At 44.7% G+C, this 14,454-nt stretch carries 14 protein-coding genes and 3 tRNA genes; 5 read left to right on the top strand and 12 right to left on the bottom strand.

What is annotated here, in order from left to right:
- The first annotated feature begins 17 nt into the window (after window positions 1-17).
- Window positions 18-1,871, top strand: coding sequence for a methyl-accepting chemotaxis protein (locus ACZ5PW_RS10835; protein WP_464553238.1), 1,854 nt, complete (start codon window positions 18-20; stop codon window positions 1,869-1,871).
- Between the two features lie 83 nt (window positions 1,872-1,954).
- Here the strand turns inward: ACZ5PW_RS10835 and ACZ5PW_RS10830 are convergent, their stop codons facing one another.
- A complete protein-coding gene (locus ACZ5PW_RS10830) occupies window positions 1,955-2,506 on the bottom strand; it encodes a hypothetical protein (protein WP_464553234.1) in 552 nt (183 codons plus the stop codon).
- Window positions 2,507-3,042: 536 nt separating this feature from the next.
- On the opposite strand from ACZ5PW_RS10830, the gene ACZ5PW_RS10825 reads away from it, so the two are divergent.
- Window positions 3,043-3,216, top strand: coding sequence for a hypothetical protein (locus tag ACZ5PW_RS10825; RefSeq protein WP_464553231.1), 174 nt, complete (start codon window positions 3,043-3,045; stop codon window positions 3,214-3,216).
- Window positions 3,217-3,296: 80 nt separating this feature from the next.
- Here ACZ5PW_RS10825 and ACZ5PW_RS10820 read toward each other — a convergent pair whose 3' ends face one another.
- Window positions 3,297-4,712, bottom strand: a complete 1,416-nt coding sequence (locus ACZ5PW_RS10820; protein WP_464553227.1) for an alpha/beta hydrolase family protein — start codon at window positions 4,710-4,712, stop codon at window positions 3,297-3,299.
- A gap of 197 nt (window positions 4,713-4,909) precedes the next feature.
- On the opposite strand from ACZ5PW_RS10820, the gene ACZ5PW_RS10815 reads away from it, so the two are divergent.
- Window positions 4,910-4,986 (top strand) — tRNA-Pro (locus ACZ5PW_RS10815).
- 193 nt (window positions 4,987-5,179) lie between these two features.
- Here the strand turns inward: ACZ5PW_RS10815 and ACZ5PW_RS10810 are convergent.
- The 3 genes from ACZ5PW_RS10810 to ACZ5PW_RS10800 all read right to left on the bottom strand — a co-directional run bounded on the left by ACZ5PW_RS10810 (window position 5,180) and on the right by ACZ5PW_RS10800 (window position 7,379).
- Window positions 5,180-5,449: a hypothetical protein gene (locus ACZ5PW_RS10810; protein WP_464553223.1), complete on the bottom strand. Its 270-nt coding sequence runs from the start codon at window positions 5,447-5,449 to the stop codon at window positions 5,180-5,182.
- Between the two features lie 357 nt (window positions 5,450-5,806).
- Window positions 5,807-5,896 (bottom strand) — tRNA-Ser (locus ACZ5PW_RS10805).
- A 562-nt stretch (window positions 5,897-6,458) separates the two neighbouring features.
- On the bottom strand, window positions 6,459-7,379 hold the full coding sequence (locus tag ACZ5PW_RS10800) for a phospholipase D family protein (RefSeq protein ID WP_464553220.1): 921 nt from the start codon (window positions 7,377-7,379) through the stop codon (window positions 6,459-6,461).
- Between the two features lie 377 nt (window positions 7,380-7,756).
- On the opposite strand from ACZ5PW_RS10800, the gene ACZ5PW_RS10795 reads away from it, so the two are divergent.
- Window positions 7,757-7,942, top strand: coding sequence for a hypothetical protein (locus ACZ5PW_RS10795; protein ID WP_464553216.1), 186 nt, complete (start codon window positions 7,757-7,759; stop codon window positions 7,940-7,942).
- Window positions 7,943-8,046: 104 nt separating this feature from the next.
- Here ACZ5PW_RS10795 and ACZ5PW_RS10790 read toward each other — a convergent pair whose 3' ends face one another.
- The 5 genes from ACZ5PW_RS10790 to ACZ5PW_RS10770 all read right to left on the bottom strand — a co-directional run bounded on the left by ACZ5PW_RS10790 (window position 8,047) and on the right by ACZ5PW_RS10770 (window position 10,714).
- Entirely contained in the window at window positions 8,047-8,229 is a 183-nt protein-coding gene (locus ACZ5PW_RS10790; protein WP_464553212.1) for a hypothetical protein, read from the bottom strand.
- A gap of 239 nt (window positions 8,230-8,468) precedes the next feature.
- Window positions 8,469-8,768, bottom strand: a complete 300-nt coding sequence (locus tag ACZ5PW_RS10785; protein ID WP_464553208.1) for a hypothetical protein — start codon at window positions 8,766-8,768, stop codon at window positions 8,469-8,471.
- A 49-nt stretch (window positions 8,769-8,817) separates the two neighbouring features.
- Window positions 8,818-8,907 (bottom strand) — tRNA-Ser (locus ACZ5PW_RS10780).
- Window positions 8,908-9,001: 94 nt separating this feature from the next.
- The gene (locus ACZ5PW_RS10775; protein WP_464553204.1) at window positions 9,002-9,919 is read right to left on the bottom strand and encodes a dihydroorotate dehydrogenase; all 918 of its coding nucleotides are present in this window, start codon (window positions 9,917-9,919) and stop codon (window positions 9,002-9,004) included.
- Window positions 9,920-9,922: 3 nt separating this feature from the next.
- Window positions 9,923-10,714 (bottom strand): iron-sulfur cluster-binding protein, encoded by a 792-nt coding sequence (locus tag ACZ5PW_RS10770; protein ID WP_464553199.1) that lies wholly within the window; start codon window positions 10,712-10,714, stop codon window positions 9,923-9,925.
- Between the two features lie 56 nt (window positions 10,715-10,770).
- Here ACZ5PW_RS10770 and ACZ5PW_RS10765 point away from each other — a divergent pair, with 56 nt between their 5' ends.
- Window positions 10,771-12,747 carry a peptidase U32 family protein gene (locus ACZ5PW_RS10765; RefSeq protein ID WP_464553195.1) on the top strand — a complete coding sequence of 659 codons (1,977 nt, stop codon included), beginning with the start codon at window positions 10,771-10,773 and terminating at the stop codon, window positions 12,745-12,747.
- 147 nt (window positions 12,748-12,894) lie between these two features.
- Here the strand turns inward: ACZ5PW_RS10765 and ACZ5PW_RS10760 are convergent, their stop codons facing one another.
- Both ACZ5PW_RS10760 and ACZ5PW_RS10755 read right to left on the bottom strand, forming a co-directional pair.
- Window positions 12,895-13,239 carry a phenylpyruvate tautomerase MIF-related protein gene (locus tag ACZ5PW_RS10760; protein ID WP_464553191.1) on the bottom strand — a complete coding sequence of 115 codons (345 nt, stop codon included), beginning with the start codon at window positions 13,237-13,239 and terminating at the stop codon, window positions 12,895-12,897.
- A gap of 11 nt (window positions 13,240-13,250) precedes the next feature.
- Window positions 13,251-14,138 (bottom strand): helix-turn-helix domain-containing protein, encoded by an 888-nt coding sequence (locus tag ACZ5PW_RS10755; RefSeq protein WP_464553187.1) that lies wholly within the window; start codon window positions 14,136-14,138, stop codon window positions 13,251-13,253.
- Window positions 14,139-14,454: the final 316 nt, after the last annotated feature.

Here is a 14,454-nt window from a genome sequence, read left to right as displayed (position 1 = left end):
TAACTTATAAAGAGGACATGTACAGGCAAAAAATCAAAGAGCTTACCGAACTGGTAAATATGGCAGATAAGACTATTGAGTCATACTATGACAAGTCACGGGACATTGAACTTCTGAAAAAAGAAAAAGCTGCCACACTAAAAAAGATAATTGATTCCATCAGCAGTCAGCTGGTCTCTTTCAACAAAATCAATTCTGGTAAATTATCACCGACAGAACTGCAGGAAAAACTCAAACAAATTGTCCGTCCCATTCGATATGATGAAAACAACTACGTCTGGATAAATGACATGGACGCAAGAATCATAATGCATCCTATATCCAAGGAACTGGAAGGACGTAATCTTTCATCAATGCAGGACAGTAAAGGTAAATTCCTATTCAGGGACATGGTTGAAATCTGCAGAAAAAATGGAGAAGGGATGGTCGACTACTGGTGGACCAAACCAGAGACCGGACAGGATACCCGCAAGGTTTCCTATGTAAAATACATCCCTGAACTTGATTGGATTATCGGCACCGGTGCATGGCTTGACGACATCACCTCAGAAATGAAGGAGAAAGCTCTCGCACAATTGTCCAGAATGCGAATGAAGGATGGTAACTACTTCTGGGTCAACAACCTTGAAGGCCGGATCATCATGCATCCTCTGAATGAAAATCTGATCGGTAAAGACATGGCAGGCGCAACGGACAAAAAGGGGAAATACTTTTTTAGAGAAATGATCGAGATAGCTAAAAGCGATGGTGAAGGGACCGTTGAATACTGGTGGGGAAAACCGGGGGAAACCGGAGAATATCCCAAATTATCATTTGTGAAGCTTTTCAAGCCCTGGGGCTGGGTAACAGGTATGGGTATCTATACCGATGATATAGACAAGACTCTTTCCGTTAAAAAGGCAGAGCTGCAAAAAACCGTTGACCACATGTTCTACCTTATAATTATTACGGCGATCGTACTTGGGGTGGTTCTTACTTTTGCTGCAACATATTTCGCCCGCCGCATTACCGGTAAAATCGGAGCAGAACCGGGAGAGCTTTCGGATATCGCGGAAAAAATGTCCCACGGAAATCTCAACCTCGGCCTGAACGAAAAGAATGCAACCGGAGCATTCAGATCAATAGTCAATATGATTGAAAGGATCAGGTCTGTAGTAGATGAAGTTCAGGAATCAACTGAGAATGTGTCTTCAGGCAGTGAAGAACTGTCAGCTTCTGCACAGTCGCTGGCTCAGGGGGCAACAGATCAGACCCATGCAGTGGAAAATCTCAGTCTCATTGTTCAAGAGTTGATAAGCAGCATTGAAGAAACATCACTACACGCCAAAGAAGCTGAGGAAATTACAAATATCGCTGCCAATACTACCCGCAAAGGGAGCCAGGCGGTTAAAGACAACCTCAACGCGATGTCTGATATTGCCAACAAAATAAACATGGTAGAAGAAATCGCCCGACAGACAAATCTTCTCGCACTGAATGCGGCAATTGAAGCTGCCAGAGCAGGTGAACATGGCAAAGGTTTCGCAGTGGTAGCAGCGGAAGTTCGCAAACTGGCAGAAAGAAGCCGCGTAGCGGCAAATGAAATCAGCGATCTTTCCACAAACAGTTTGAACATTGCTACTGAAACCGAAGAGAATCTGTCTTCACTGCTTCCGGAAATAGATAAAACAACTAAGTTGATCAAAGGTATCGCTACATCGTGCGAAAGACAGAATCATGAAGTGGAAAAAGTAAAAGACTCCATAAATCAGCTTGACTCGGTTGTGCAGATGAACGCTTCCTCTTCTGAAGAAGTAGCAGCAACATCAGAAGAACTTTCAGCTCAAGCCGAGCAGCTCAATTCGGCAATAATGTTTTTCAAATTGAAATAAACTGAAGTTCATAATCAAAAGAATAAAGCTCCCGCATCAAAAAATGCGGGAGCTTTATATTTGTGTCGTAGTATAAAGACAGATTAGAAACTGTCGGCAAAAAGCTGCTCAATTGCTTTCTTCCCATTCTCCTCAAGAAAACGGGAACCTGTAGCGGTAAAATGTCTATGGGTAATTTTAGGCGCTTCAGCACACTCAACCCATTTTTCCTTTTCCCAGCAGAACCATGTGTTTTTATCCTGAGAAAACACATAGAGAGGCTTGTTGCAGATCTTTGCAAACTCAGCTCCCCAACCGGTTCCGCCCTTGACGGTGCCATCTTCAAGGATATTGCCGATTATAAAAATCTCATGCCCGCTGTTCACCTGCCAGCAGATTGACTGCAGAACCTTGCGAAAGATAGGCGCACGGGTGAAGTTGCGGTTCATAAGCTTGGAAACATAGGTCAGGCTGACATCTTTGCTTTCGAGTTCTTTTTCAGTAAGAACACGCAAGCCGCGCTGACGGGCGTTCTGGTGACCTTCAAAACTGTAGTTGACTTCCTGAAGGCCATATTTTTCGGCATTTATTCCGAACTCACACTCAGTTCCGGGAGCTCCGCCGCTATATAGAACGAATTCTTTAGGATTACTCATTTCTTCCTCCAGTGTTGAGCTTGTGTAGGATTTCGAAACAGACTGATACATAAAAAAGATCAAGTCCACAATCAGGAATCCACGGTTTAACTACATATTTTGACTGTCCTTACCCATACGATAAAATCCAGTACATTTCTACATAAAAGCTTCAATTCCATACATTAATTAAAAAACTCTTAAAACATGCACATAAAGGGAATTTGAACTTAATTCTGTATAATATTCGAAATTGATCCTCAAAATAAAAATAAAAACCAACCAGAATAAAAGGATTACAGATTATAAACCGCTATTTAGCAATATAAAACAGAATTAAAAATCATATACAAAATACAATTATTTTTTACAAACAGCTAAACACCTATAATTAAAGCATACAAACTTTAATTCTTACATAAATAGAATCTTGTTCTTTTTTTATCATAATTACGGTCTAGACAAAGCTCTGGATTGGTGTATTATCTGTCTTGCTGATTCGGGCTGGAAAATCTCATAAACGAAAGTAGCTACGGCAAAACCGTATGGAGGTTTTTATGAACAAAAACAGCAATATCGGGGAAAAATCTGAAACTTTGATCAAAATGGAAAAGAACGATCCTCACAAATATCGTTCTGTAAGCAAAAACATTGCTGCCATGGTCAAGTCCCTTGATGAACAGGAAAAGGCTAACTCTTCCGAAGATAAGGGAGAAGAAGCCCCGGTTTAACCCCTGAAATCATTGAGTCATAGACTCATTCCCAGAACAGCAGTTTCTGATTCCGCAAAAAAAGTCTAAATGCGTCTGACCTACTGAGAATCAAGCCAAGCGGAAATACTGCTCACAAAATCGCCGGACACAGAATCAACCCAGTTTGCCTCCTTTTCCGGGCTCTTAAGAGTCTTCGGAGAACCGTTGAGAACGGTCAATTGATGAGGAGGAAACTGGAATCCGGCTTGCAGAACCGCAAGAACACTCTTCCAGTCACCGCCCACGTTCCTGAATCCGAGAAACACCGGAACACCGTCAGGAACTGCAGACGCAACACTCTCTGGATAAAGACGGTCCGAAGGACCGTCTATTGTCAGAATGACAAATCCAAGCCGCCCCGCATACATCGGTATGCGGGGTATTTTTCGTGATTTATAACTTCTCACCCAAAGACCTATTCTCTTCGGATCAACCTTTGTAAGCTTCCGCAACCCTTGAACCGCATTTCTAATTGCATCCGAGTTAAGTTCATCGATGATCTCGACAACAACCCCACGACCGCAAAGATGTCTTGCAATCTCCGAAAACCTTCCCAATGGAATAAACTTTCCGCTACTGACAAGAATCACCGCAGGATAGCGCCCATCACGCACGGGAACAAAAAGATTTTGAACATCACCTTTACCTCCCCCACTAAGAGTATCCAACCGCCCTTTAACAGGATACTCGGCCGACTCATCAGCAGGCAGCCACATGAATCGATGGATCCAGTGCTCATCTCCGGGCAAGAACACCACTGATCCCTCAACCGGCTCATCTTCATCAAAAGACGGGCCATAGGTATATATAAAATCTCCATACCCGGCTTTCTTCAACTTACGGGTAAGGCCTGTTTTTCGGTCATGCAGAACCAGCCTTCCGTGTTCAGCCCTTGCGTCTATCACAATGATCTGCCGCCCGCTCGATGTCTCGTAATGTCCCCGGAAATCATTTTCATCAAAATTATATCCGGCAATACTATCCATGGAACGGCTCTCAGAGCCTCTCTTCAGAACCACTGTACTATTACCAATAGTAACCCCTTTCCCCTGCCTGAGGACCAAAGCATTGGAATCAACTTCCGCATTGGATTCAACACCCTGCTGAACGGATGTTGGTGTAGGTTTGACATCTCTCTGATCCAACCGGGGACGTGCTCCCTTTTTTACATTTACACTTGGCCGAGGCTCTGAATAAATTTGGCTGCTTTGTACTTTTTTTGGAGGCTTTGATGAACGCTTGGGCAAAGACTTTGATACTTCCGGTGGTCTGGATGTTTCGAAATCATTTTTTTTTCTGATCTGTTTTTCAGGAAGAGAATGAGACTGCTTGGAATCCTGCTCTTTAACAATTGAGACAAGATCGATGCCGAGAACATTTTCCCGTACGCCAGTGAAAGTCGCTGTTGACCAGAAGATAATCAACACAAAAAAGATATGCACCACAAGTGAAAGGCTGGCAGCTAGGTAAAACAAAACTCCTCCTGTATATTATGACAATATTCCTGATTAATTGTTTTTTCAACATACAAGGTAATTTTTTATTTCATTCCAGCATGATATGATTTAGCAGACCGGCCAACTGAACCCACATTCAAAAGATATTAAAGGAATAATTGAAATTTACTGTTGACAGAGAAGAGGATTCCACATAGAACCCTCTTCACTTGAGTCGGGATGTAGCGCAGCCTGGGAGCGCACTTGAATGGGGTTCAAGGGGTCGGAGGTTCAAATCCTCTCATCCCGACCACAAGAAGGAACCCGGAAAAGACCACTGAGAAATCAGTGGTCTTTTATTTTTTGGTACGCTAAATATCTTTGAGGCGGACACAAAAAGAGATCTCGGGTCTACACCTGCCGTTAACAGAATTCATTTGTGACAACTGAAAGAGCCCCGCTGTCATTGCTGACAACGGGGCTCTTAAAATTTTACCTGCCATGCTTTATTCAGGCAAAGCGACCTTGCGAACAGTAATCTGATAATTCTCAGGGATACCATCCTTCGCCGGATTAAAAATATGGTCGAGCAGCAAGTATGCCTCCTGTCCAGCATCCCCCAACTCACGGATCATCATATCCTTGGGCTCAATTTCAAAATCAGTATTAAAGGTAACAATACGATTCATTGAGACAACCGCCTTCAACCCCTCAATCCTTTTTCCGTCTGCCTTGACAAGAGTCATGGTATCTTTGGCCATTCCGGGTAAAATCATTATATATCCTCACATTTTTACGGGTATAAGAACCGAGCCATCATATTCCTGTGTCAGGTAATGTCAAATGGAACTCCTTTCAATTTGACCACTCTGTCTGGATATTGATTCATGGATGAAAGCAACAGGTTTAAATTCAATAACCCCCTCGCATCCAGCACCCTGCTTCAACTGCCTGATAAGCCCAACCAGCCCTAACGAACTGAACCCACACAAATCATATACAGAGAGCAGGCAGGCCATGAAATGCCTAAAATGATCACTCAAAGATAATTCAATAAACAATATATTCATCAAGCGATCAAAACGCAAAAAGCCCCTCGCAACATTCATTGCAAGGGGCTTATAAATTCAAGCTGGCGGAAAGGAGAGGATTTGAACCTCCGGTTGCGTTAACAACACACGCTTTCCAGGCGTGCTCCTTAAGCCGGACTCGGACACCTTTCCGCTTGGGTGAGGAAGTGTTTAGCTAAATCAGTTTTGCTTGGCAAGCACTTTTTTCAATTATTTTAACTTAAATTGAAAATGGATGGTTAATCACTGAATTTCAGGTCAATCTAAACCCAGCTCTTATAATCATCAAACGACTGTCACCGTTATGACATTCGTTTTTAATTTAATACACAACATCTGAAATGCTACACGAAAAAGCCCCTCGCAACATCAGTTGCAAGAGGCTTATAAGTTCAAGCTGGCGGAGAGGAGAGGATTTGAACCTCCGGTTACGTTAACAACACACGCTTTCCAGACGGGTAAGACAACTGATTCAGTCAAGTAAATCCAAGCATTTTAGATAGTTTAAAAACCTCAAGTATAACCAAATGCATCTATTTGACTTATTTTTAATGAATTTTGGTGCATATTGGGTGCACAAATAATATCAAATAAGAAGTAAAATTAGTTTTACCCCGGTACAACCGTAAACTTGCGATCTTCAGCTCTGGAGGAAACACAATAGACCTGATTTACCTGAAAAGGTGAGTAGAAGGTAAGACCTTTTGTTCACTTATTATTTATTCCAGTGCATAAATAATGAATCAGATTTTTCACGGGGTAACAACCTCTCAACGCCAACCCCTCTGCCTAATCCATGTATACCTTCTTGTTTTGCCAATGCTACAAATTTTTCCCAGCTTAGCGGCTTTCCTGTTTTTATGTAATGTATAATTTTAACACCATTCTCTTCTTCTGTAATTTCTCTTATTATGGCTGGCTTATAAACATGTTCAGCATTTGTACTTTCTATCGATTTCCTATATAGGACTATCACAGAATCTCCAGCGTTAGCATTGCTAAACATTTTTCCACTTTTTCTTAACCAAAACCAATCTCTATTATCACTGTCGTCAGTAATCAATCGGTTACTATCGTCAGCTTCATCATAATCATTAGGATATTTAGCATCATCTCGGATAGAAATTAACCAACTTTGACTCTTTTTAAAATTAACTTTTCTTTTTTTACCTCTATTATTGGGTTGTTTTATAACCTCTATTTTCATCATATGATCAATATGGTTTTCTGTGATCAATATTGATTTCTTACTTAACAGATCAATAAAACTCATCGAATCGGCTACTACACTTGGAATGTCAGAAATTAAACCAAATTCATTTAAATTCTTTTGTGAATTAATCGAAATATTAGCTGATCCAATATACACGCTTGCGTCAAATACAATAACTTTTGCATGAAGACTTTCATTTGAATAAATTTTAACATCAGCATCGAAATATTTCTTTATAATTTTAGCTGAAGTCTTCCCCATGGAAATAGCTTGGTCAGAGGCATCAACAACCAAAACGTCATCAGCATAAAAAGATATGACACTATCATCAGTTATATAAGACACAGCAGCTATTTTAGACTGACTATTTCTTTCCAAAGAATCTAATTTTTCCCATAAATTATCACCGTAGACAGAAAGCATTACCACCCCCAGAAATGTATGAAGATAAAGAACATCTCCCAATATCACATAAGCACCAAACATAATTTTTTCAACAATTGAATTGACTATCTAATGCTAAGCGTCCTGCCCACGGGCAAATTTTACCGTCTACATGCGAATGCCAGAACCCAAAAACGCACTCATGCAATGCAAGCCACCAACTAGATCAGAGCCTCAAGCACGGACAGTCACCCCGGAAGTGCAGCCCGCTCGCACTGACCATAATTACATGACCACAGCAAAAGAAGTGATGCTCCGGGATATAGAAAGCCGCCCACGCGAAGAGCGGCAAGCACTGCTAGTGCCATATGATGCGTTGATTGAAGCTGAACAGATTTTAAGTGGGGAGGTTTGTAATGGCTGAGAAAGATTTAGGATGTTGCGTTTCGGATATGGTGTCGGCTGCATGCTCCCTTGAATATCTGCGGGACAAAATGGAAGAAGAACACCGCTACGGTGAGGCATATATTCTGGATTTGATCAAGAAGACGATTTCAGAAGGAGCAGAAGCATTTAGTACTTATGAGATGAAGGAACAGTAGAAGAAAACGCGGAAAGGAAAGCCTGCGGCGGTTTTGAGGCTGGTTAGATAAAGAAAGATTCCCCTAGAGCAATGCTCTAGGGGAATCTTCTAGTTAGACATGATCTACGCAAGCTTTTCTTTGCCAAATAAAGCCTTGTAGCCAAGTTCTCCAATTTTACACAGGAATCCAACATAAAGACCACACTTGACTGTTTCGCAAATCATTCCAACAATTGTTTTACAATCTTCTGATTTCAAATCCACATCACAATTTACTTTTGCGTCTAAGTTTACTTTAGGTTCCATTAAACCTCCGTCTGTTAAAGGGTTAGCAAAGAAAAAGGCGGTGCGCTCCCATTGAGCACACCGCCTAAATATAGCAAAAAAGACTGTAGACGCACCTATCCTGTCGGTTGCGTTTACAGTTCTCCATTGTTGCAGCTAATTGCTATTAAGTTAACACCACAAATGCTACATATCAAAGATCAAGGTTCTATAAGGCGGTGTTGACCTCAAGAAGCTGCTTTATTGCATAAATCAAAACTCTAGTCAACCCTCTCCCCATCAACCGAGGTAACATACCCCCCACTCCCCAGCTTATGAGTAGCGCGGGTAATAGACCAAAGCCCATTCTTTTCTTTTCGAAAGCCGGAAAGATTCAAGCGGCACTCTGCCCTTTGTTCCGGCCTACCGGGAAGACTACCCGAAAGGCTTTGTTTACCTCTTTGAAAAGCCTTCAGCTTGCCCTTTGCGGCCTTCTGGGCTGCTTCAGGGGTTGGATAAATATGTCTGATCCGGTGAACGGGTTCACCGCTCCCGGCTATCTCTTCCCTAAACCCCACCATAGAAAAAGCCCCTCGCAACATCAGTTGCAAGGGGCTTATAAATTCAAGCTGGCGGAGAGGAGAGGATTTGAACCTCCGGTTGCGTTAACAACACACGCTTTCCAGGCGTGCTCCTTAAGCCGGACTCGGACACCTCTCCGCTTGGGTGAAAAAGGGTTTAGCTAAATCAGACTTGCTTGGCAAGCACTTTTTCCATTTTTTCCCAATTATTCTAAATAAAATCTAGAAAAAAGCTATTTTGGAAGCCTCAGGCTGCCGATAAACTCATCAAGAGACTCTGCTTTCACCCTTTCGAGAACTTTGGGCAGCTCCTCCGCTATCTTGAATGCAGTATCAGGACTGATGAAGTTACCGGTTCCTATCTGCACCGCTCTGGCTCCTACCAACAGAAACTCTGCGGCATCTTCGGCTGTGGTGATACCGCCAAGCCCCATGACCGGGATATTAACCGCGTTCACGGCCTGATACACGCAACGAAGCGCCACAGGCTTAACAGCAGGACCGGACAAGCCTCCGATAACATTGGCAAGACGTGGTGCACGCCGCTCAATATCTACAGCCATCCCGGAAAGTGTATTGATTAGAGACAACGCATCCGCCCCGCCGTTTTCTGCCGCTTTAGCGCAGACAGTTATATCTGTAACGTTAGGGGATAGCTTTATGATCACAGGCTTGTTTCCGGCATTCTTTTTTACAGCCTCGGCAACCTTTGTGATCTGATTGGGGTCCTGACCGAAGGCAATTCCGCCTTCTTTAACGTTGGGACAGGAAACATTGACTTCAAGAGCGGCAACACCCTCTTCACCGGAAAGCACTCCTGCCAGCTCACCGAACTCTTCAGCATCTGTCGCATAGAGATTGGCCAGCACCGGAAGTTCTTTCCAAGGGAGCTTGGGCAGTTTTTGCTTTAGAAAAACTTCAACACCCGGATTCTGAATACCGATAGCGTTGAGCATTCCACAAGGTGTTTCCGCGATTCTGGGCATGGGATTGCCTTCCCTCGGTTTAAGGGAAAGTCCTTTGACAACTATGCCGCCTAACGACTCAAGATCGCCGAAACGCTTGAATTCCAATCCGAAACCAAAAGTTCCGGAAGCGGTAAGAATGGGATTCTTTAACTTCAGTCCGGCAAAATCTACTGACATATCCATTTATTAATCCTCCAGACTGATTTCATTTGCTTTGAAAACCGGCCCGGTAGTGCAGGCCTGAGTATGATGACCGGTATGATCTTTGGCAACACATCCAAGACACGCTCCAACACCGCAAGCCATACGGTTTTCCAGAGAAATCTCGACATCTGCCCCGAACTCCTGTGCAGCATTCCAGATGGTACGCAGGAACGGTGTCGGACCACAGGAGACAATCAAGCCGTCTTTTTCAGCGTACTCTTTAATCAGAGCACGAACTCTTTCAATGATGGTCGCAATATCTTCCGGTTTATTTTCACGGATATCTTCCACTTCAATTTTATCGGAAATGTATTTATAAGGGTAATTTTCAAGTGGCGGACGATGCGCAAAGAAAAGTTTCAGATTTTCAGGCTTAGGATGGGTGTCGACATAACCGCAAAAAGGCGCTAACCCCATTCCTCCGGCGAGCATGAGTACTGGACGGTCATCCGGCTTGGAGAAAAAAGTTCCCAGCGGGCCCCATACGTTGACCATGTCGCCTTCCTTGAGATCCAGCAGGCGCTCGGTTCCGCGGCCTACAACCTGAAAAAGGATGGTCAGACTGGTATCGTCTGCGTTACAAATTGAGAACGGGCGGCCCCAGATAAGATCAAGAGGCCATGATAACGGCCGAATCATTACGAACTGTCCTGCCCTCCAGGATTTCCATCCCGGATTCTCAAGTTTGATTTCAACAATCTCCTCACCGGGAGAAGAAAGTCCGAGGGCTTTGATATCAATGACTTTAACAGCCCTGCAATTATTTGCACCCATGATTTAATCCTGTAGATTTATGCTGTCCGCTCGGGGCGGCATCAGCGTGATACATTATGAATGAACATAAGCCAGAAATTCTTGCTCCGGCAGGCGACAAATCATCCTTTCTCGCGGCGGTTGCCGCAGGTGCGGACGCCGTCTATGCCGGACTGAAACATTTTTCAGCTCGCATGGAAGCCTACAACTTCGCTACCAGTGAGCTTGCAGCCCTTGCAGAACTGGGACGAGCACACGGCGTGCGCACTTACATTCCCATGAACACTCTCGTCAAGCCTGACGACCTGGATTCAGCCGCCCGCCTGATTGACCGTGTAGCCAGCAATGTAAAGCCTGACGGCCTGATCATTCAGGATCTGGCCATGGTCGAAATAGCCCGCCAGGTCGGATTTGAGGGAGAGCTTCACCTTTCTACCCTTGCCAATGTAAGCCATCCTGCTGCCCTCAAAATGGCTGCAGAAATGGGAGTCAGCCGTGTTGTTGTTCCACGTGAGCTCAACCTCGATGAGATCAAACAGATGGCTGAAGCCTGCCCTGAAAATCTCACGCTTGAGATGTTCGTCCACGGCGCCCTTTGTTACTCAGTCTCCGGACGCTGCTACTGGAGTTCCTACTTCGGCGGTAAAAGCAGCCTGAGGGGACGCTGTGTCCAGCCCTGCCGCAGGTTGTACGGCGGAGCAAAACGCAAAGACCAGCCCAAGCGCCTGTTTTCCTGCCTTGATCTGAGCCTTGACGTGCTCACCAAACCGGCCCTTTCAATCCCCAAAGTAACTTCATGGAAAATTGAAGGCCGGAAAAAAGGACCGCACTACGTCTATTACACAGTCGCGGCATACCGCATGCTCCGTGACAATCCTAATGATGCAAAGGTCAAAAAAGACGCCACAGAACTTCTGAATCTGGCACTCGGTCGCCCCACTTCACATTCAGTCTTTCTGCCGCAACGGCCATTTACACCTCTTGAGCCCTCGAATGAAACAGGGTCCGGACTGCTCATAGGAATCACCAAGCAGGAACAGAACGGCAAACCTTATTTCATCTGCCGCGAAGAACTTCTCCAAGGTGACTTTCTTCGCATAGGTTATCAGGACCAGCCCGGCCATCAGACCATGAAGATCCGCAAATTCACCCCAAAAAAGGGTAAAATTTCAATTCCGGTCAAAGGTAAAACCCGCTTGAAGTCCGGCACAAAAGTCTTCCTTATCGACCGCAGGGAACAGGGATTGGTCAAGGCCCTCAAGGACCTGGAAAATGAACTTTCAGGCATACGCACTCCGGAAAAGACCCCCAGCAACATCCAGCTGCATCTGCCCGGTACCTGCGATATTCCTGAGCGTGTTGCCCGCCACACCCTGCAGCGCAATCCGCCCAAAGGTAAAACCAGATTCGGAACTGATGTGTGGCTGTCCATGAATGCCCTGAAAAGGACCCCGAGGCCCGCTGTTTCAAAGATCTGGTGGCACATGCCTCCGGTTATCTGGCCTAACGAAGAGGCTGAAATACAAAAGCTCGTTGATATCTGTCTCAGCGGCGGCGGACGTGATTTCGTGCTGAACTCTCCGTGGCAGAAAGCCCTTTTCCCTAAAAGCCATGAGATCAGATTTCATGCCGGACCTTTCTGCAACGTTTCCAACCCATTGACTCTCGAAATTCTTGCAGATCTGGGATTCAAATCCGCATACGTGAGTCCTGAGCTTGCGCGGGATGATTTTCTTGCCCTGCCGGCAGCCAGTCCGCTTCCGCTGGGAGTGATCATCTCAGGCCTGTGGCCTCTGGGGATCTCAAGAATACTTTCCGAGGAAACCCAGACCATGAGCCCGATATACAGCCAGAAAAAAGAGATCTGCTGGGTCCGCCAGTATGGCCAGAACTACTGGATATACCCCGGCTGGCCGATCGACTTTTCCGCAGAACGCAAGGTTCTGGAAAATGCAGGCTATTCCATGTTCCTTGATATTCAGGAGCCATGGCCCAAGGCTGTGCCGGAACCAACCCGCACCAGCAACTTCAACTGGGACTTAAGTCTGATGTAGCTTTAAATGGCCGGAAAGTAGGAAGTATAGTTTATTTCCAACTTTCCGGCCCAATTGCTACAAACTCAGCTTTAAAAAATCTGGATTCAAAAAGTCCGGGACAACCTGCTTCAACACCCCCACGGAAATATCATCAACAGCTGAAATCTAACCGAAAGTTCTGCTGTCCCATCCCAGCATGGTCCTTTCGAGATCTGCGAAATCTATATAAACCCTTTTCCCGTGAATCCTTAGCTCTCTTGCAAAAAAAGCACAGAGTCTTTCGGAGAGAGATGCACATCTATCCTCTTCAAGACCTATGCTTTTAAAAGTCACAAGGGCCGCAGGCTCAGGGGTTCCCGCAAAGGACAGCTTGAGTTTATCCTGCAAAACAACCATCACATAGTTTTCCGGCTTACCCGTGGCTTCGGAAACCACCTTGGAAAGTTTTGCTGTAATTTCATCAGACTTGGCCCCTACATCAACATTGGTCTCAACTCTTATAAACGGCATCTCCGCTCCTTTTAGATTCCACTTTCACTTATCATTCTGCGCAGATAATCGGCAGCCTTGCCCCCCTTCAGGGCTTTCGCCCATAGTTCTGTCACCATCTGCTGATGCAGATCAAGGGCTTCAGGAGCTGATGTTAACATGCCCACGCCAAGTCGTACATTGGGAAAATCGGTCAACTTGTACGGGCTTAAACAGAGAGTGGATCGCCCCGGCTGGCGGAATATCTGGAAATGAGTGCTGGGAACAGAATCAACAAGTATACCGATCTGCACACCTATGGGCTGCTCTTCAAGAAGTGAGATAACATTCTCGACCTCACGCCGTGCTGCTTCACGCCTTTCCCTGATCACCTCATCGGGCAGATCAAAAGTTCCTACAAAACCATGCCGCAGAAATTGCTCAAGATTAGTGGCAGAAGCAAGGTTCACCATACCCGGACGACGGCTGTAATAACCTTTTTTCCGTTCCTTAAGAACTGAGAGGACCTCGGAAACATGTTTTTCAATTTCGGAATTCCCCCGCAGGTCAGCGGGCAATCCCTCTTTGATCGACAACTCAAGATATTTATCAAAATCGTCAGTAGTCAGGAGGTATGACACCAGTCCGAACATAACAGAAAGATGCTCGGACTCGGCTTCGTTCTGACGCATCCTCTCAAAAAAACTTATGGCAGAGGAGATATATTCAACACCGACTCCCATCAGAGAAGTCAAAGAGACTCCGAGTAATCCTGCTATGCTTTCAAGGGTTTCCAATTTTGGTGGATCACCCTTTTCATAACGGTAAAGAGCAGCGCGGGAAATACCGATCTTGGCCGCAATCTCTTCCGCACTGTATTTGCTGCCCAGCCTGAAGGCCTTAAGCCTCTGACCAATATCTTTCGGACTAAGTTCACCCATTTTTGCAGAACATCTCCATATTTATATGATGGGAATAGCATTTGCCATCTTTGTAAGCGACTATTACTCAAAATCTCATTTTTGTGAACATTTTTTTATATTGTTTCAAAAATGAGATTTTTCTTGACAATAATATGACTTTTAATCCATTTTCAACTCATCAAATACAGTTGCAGTGGTGTGCCTGAGCAAAACAGGATTCTACAGTGACTTTCATTTGAACAAAATCCCGCAAGCCAGTCGGGAACACCTGAGCCGGTCAAGCTCGGTTTCGCTCAGAAATGAATATGTGGTATCAGTAAATATCACCCATCCA

The sequence above is a fragment of the Maridesulfovibrio salinus genome, from assembly GCF_055394525.1.
The sequence above is the reverse complement of the archived record's forward strand: the minus strand, read 5'-3'. Positions and strand labels throughout refer to the sequence as shown.

Excerpts from the sequence above, each read along its gene's own strand:
- ACZ5PW_RS10765 (WP_464553195.1), top strand. The coding sequence starts at position 10,771 with ATGAATGAACATAAGCCAGAAATTCTTGCTCCGGCAGGCGACAAATCA.
- ACZ5PW_RS10755 (WP_464553187.1), bottom strand. The coding sequence starts at position 14,138 with ATGGGTGAACTTAGTCCGAAAGATATTGGTCAGAGGCTTAAGGCCTTC.
- ACZ5PW_RS10785 (WP_464553208.1), bottom strand. The coding sequence starts at position 8,768 with ATGGTGGGGTTTAGGGAAGAGATAGCCGGGAGCGGTGAACCCGTTCAC.
- ACZ5PW_RS10760 (WP_464553191.1), bottom strand. The coding sequence starts at position 13,239 with ATGCCGTTTATAAGAGTTGAGACCAATGTTGATGTAGGGGCCAAGTCT.
- ACZ5PW_RS10770 (WP_464553199.1), bottom strand. The coding sequence starts at position 10,714 with ATGGGTGCAAATAATTGCAGGGCTGTTAAAGTCATTGATATCAAAGCC.
- ACZ5PW_RS10795 (WP_464553216.1), top strand. The coding sequence starts at position 7,757 with ATGGCTGAGAAAGATTTAGGATGTTGCGTTTCGGATATGGTGTCGGCT.
- ACZ5PW_RS10790 (WP_464553212.1), bottom strand. The coding sequence starts at position 8,229 with ATGGAACCTAAAGTAAACTTAGACGCAAAAGTAAATTGTGATGTGGAT.
- ACZ5PW_RS10810 (WP_464553223.1), bottom strand. The coding sequence starts at position 5,449 with ATGATTTTACCCGGAATGGCCAAAGATACCATGACTCTTGTCAAGGCA.
- ACZ5PW_RS10775 (WP_464553204.1), bottom strand. The coding sequence starts at position 9,919 with ATGGATATGTCAGTAGATTTTGCCGGACTGAAGTTAAAGAATCCCATT.
- ACZ5PW_RS10835 (WP_464553238.1), top strand. The coding sequence starts at position 18 with ATGTACAGGCAAAAAATCAAAGAGCTTACCGAACTGGTAAATATGGCA.
- ACZ5PW_RS10830 (WP_464553234.1), bottom strand. The coding sequence starts at position 2,506 with ATGAGTAATCCTAAAGAATTCGTTCTATATAGCGGCGGAGCTCCCGGA.
- ACZ5PW_RS10800 (WP_464553220.1), bottom strand. The coding sequence starts at position 7,379 with ATGCTTTCTGTCTACGGTGATAATTTATGGGAAAAATTAGATTCTTTG.
- ACZ5PW_RS10825 (WP_464553231.1), top strand. The coding sequence starts at position 3,043 with ATGAACAAAAACAGCAATATCGGGGAAAAATCTGAAACTTTGATCAAA.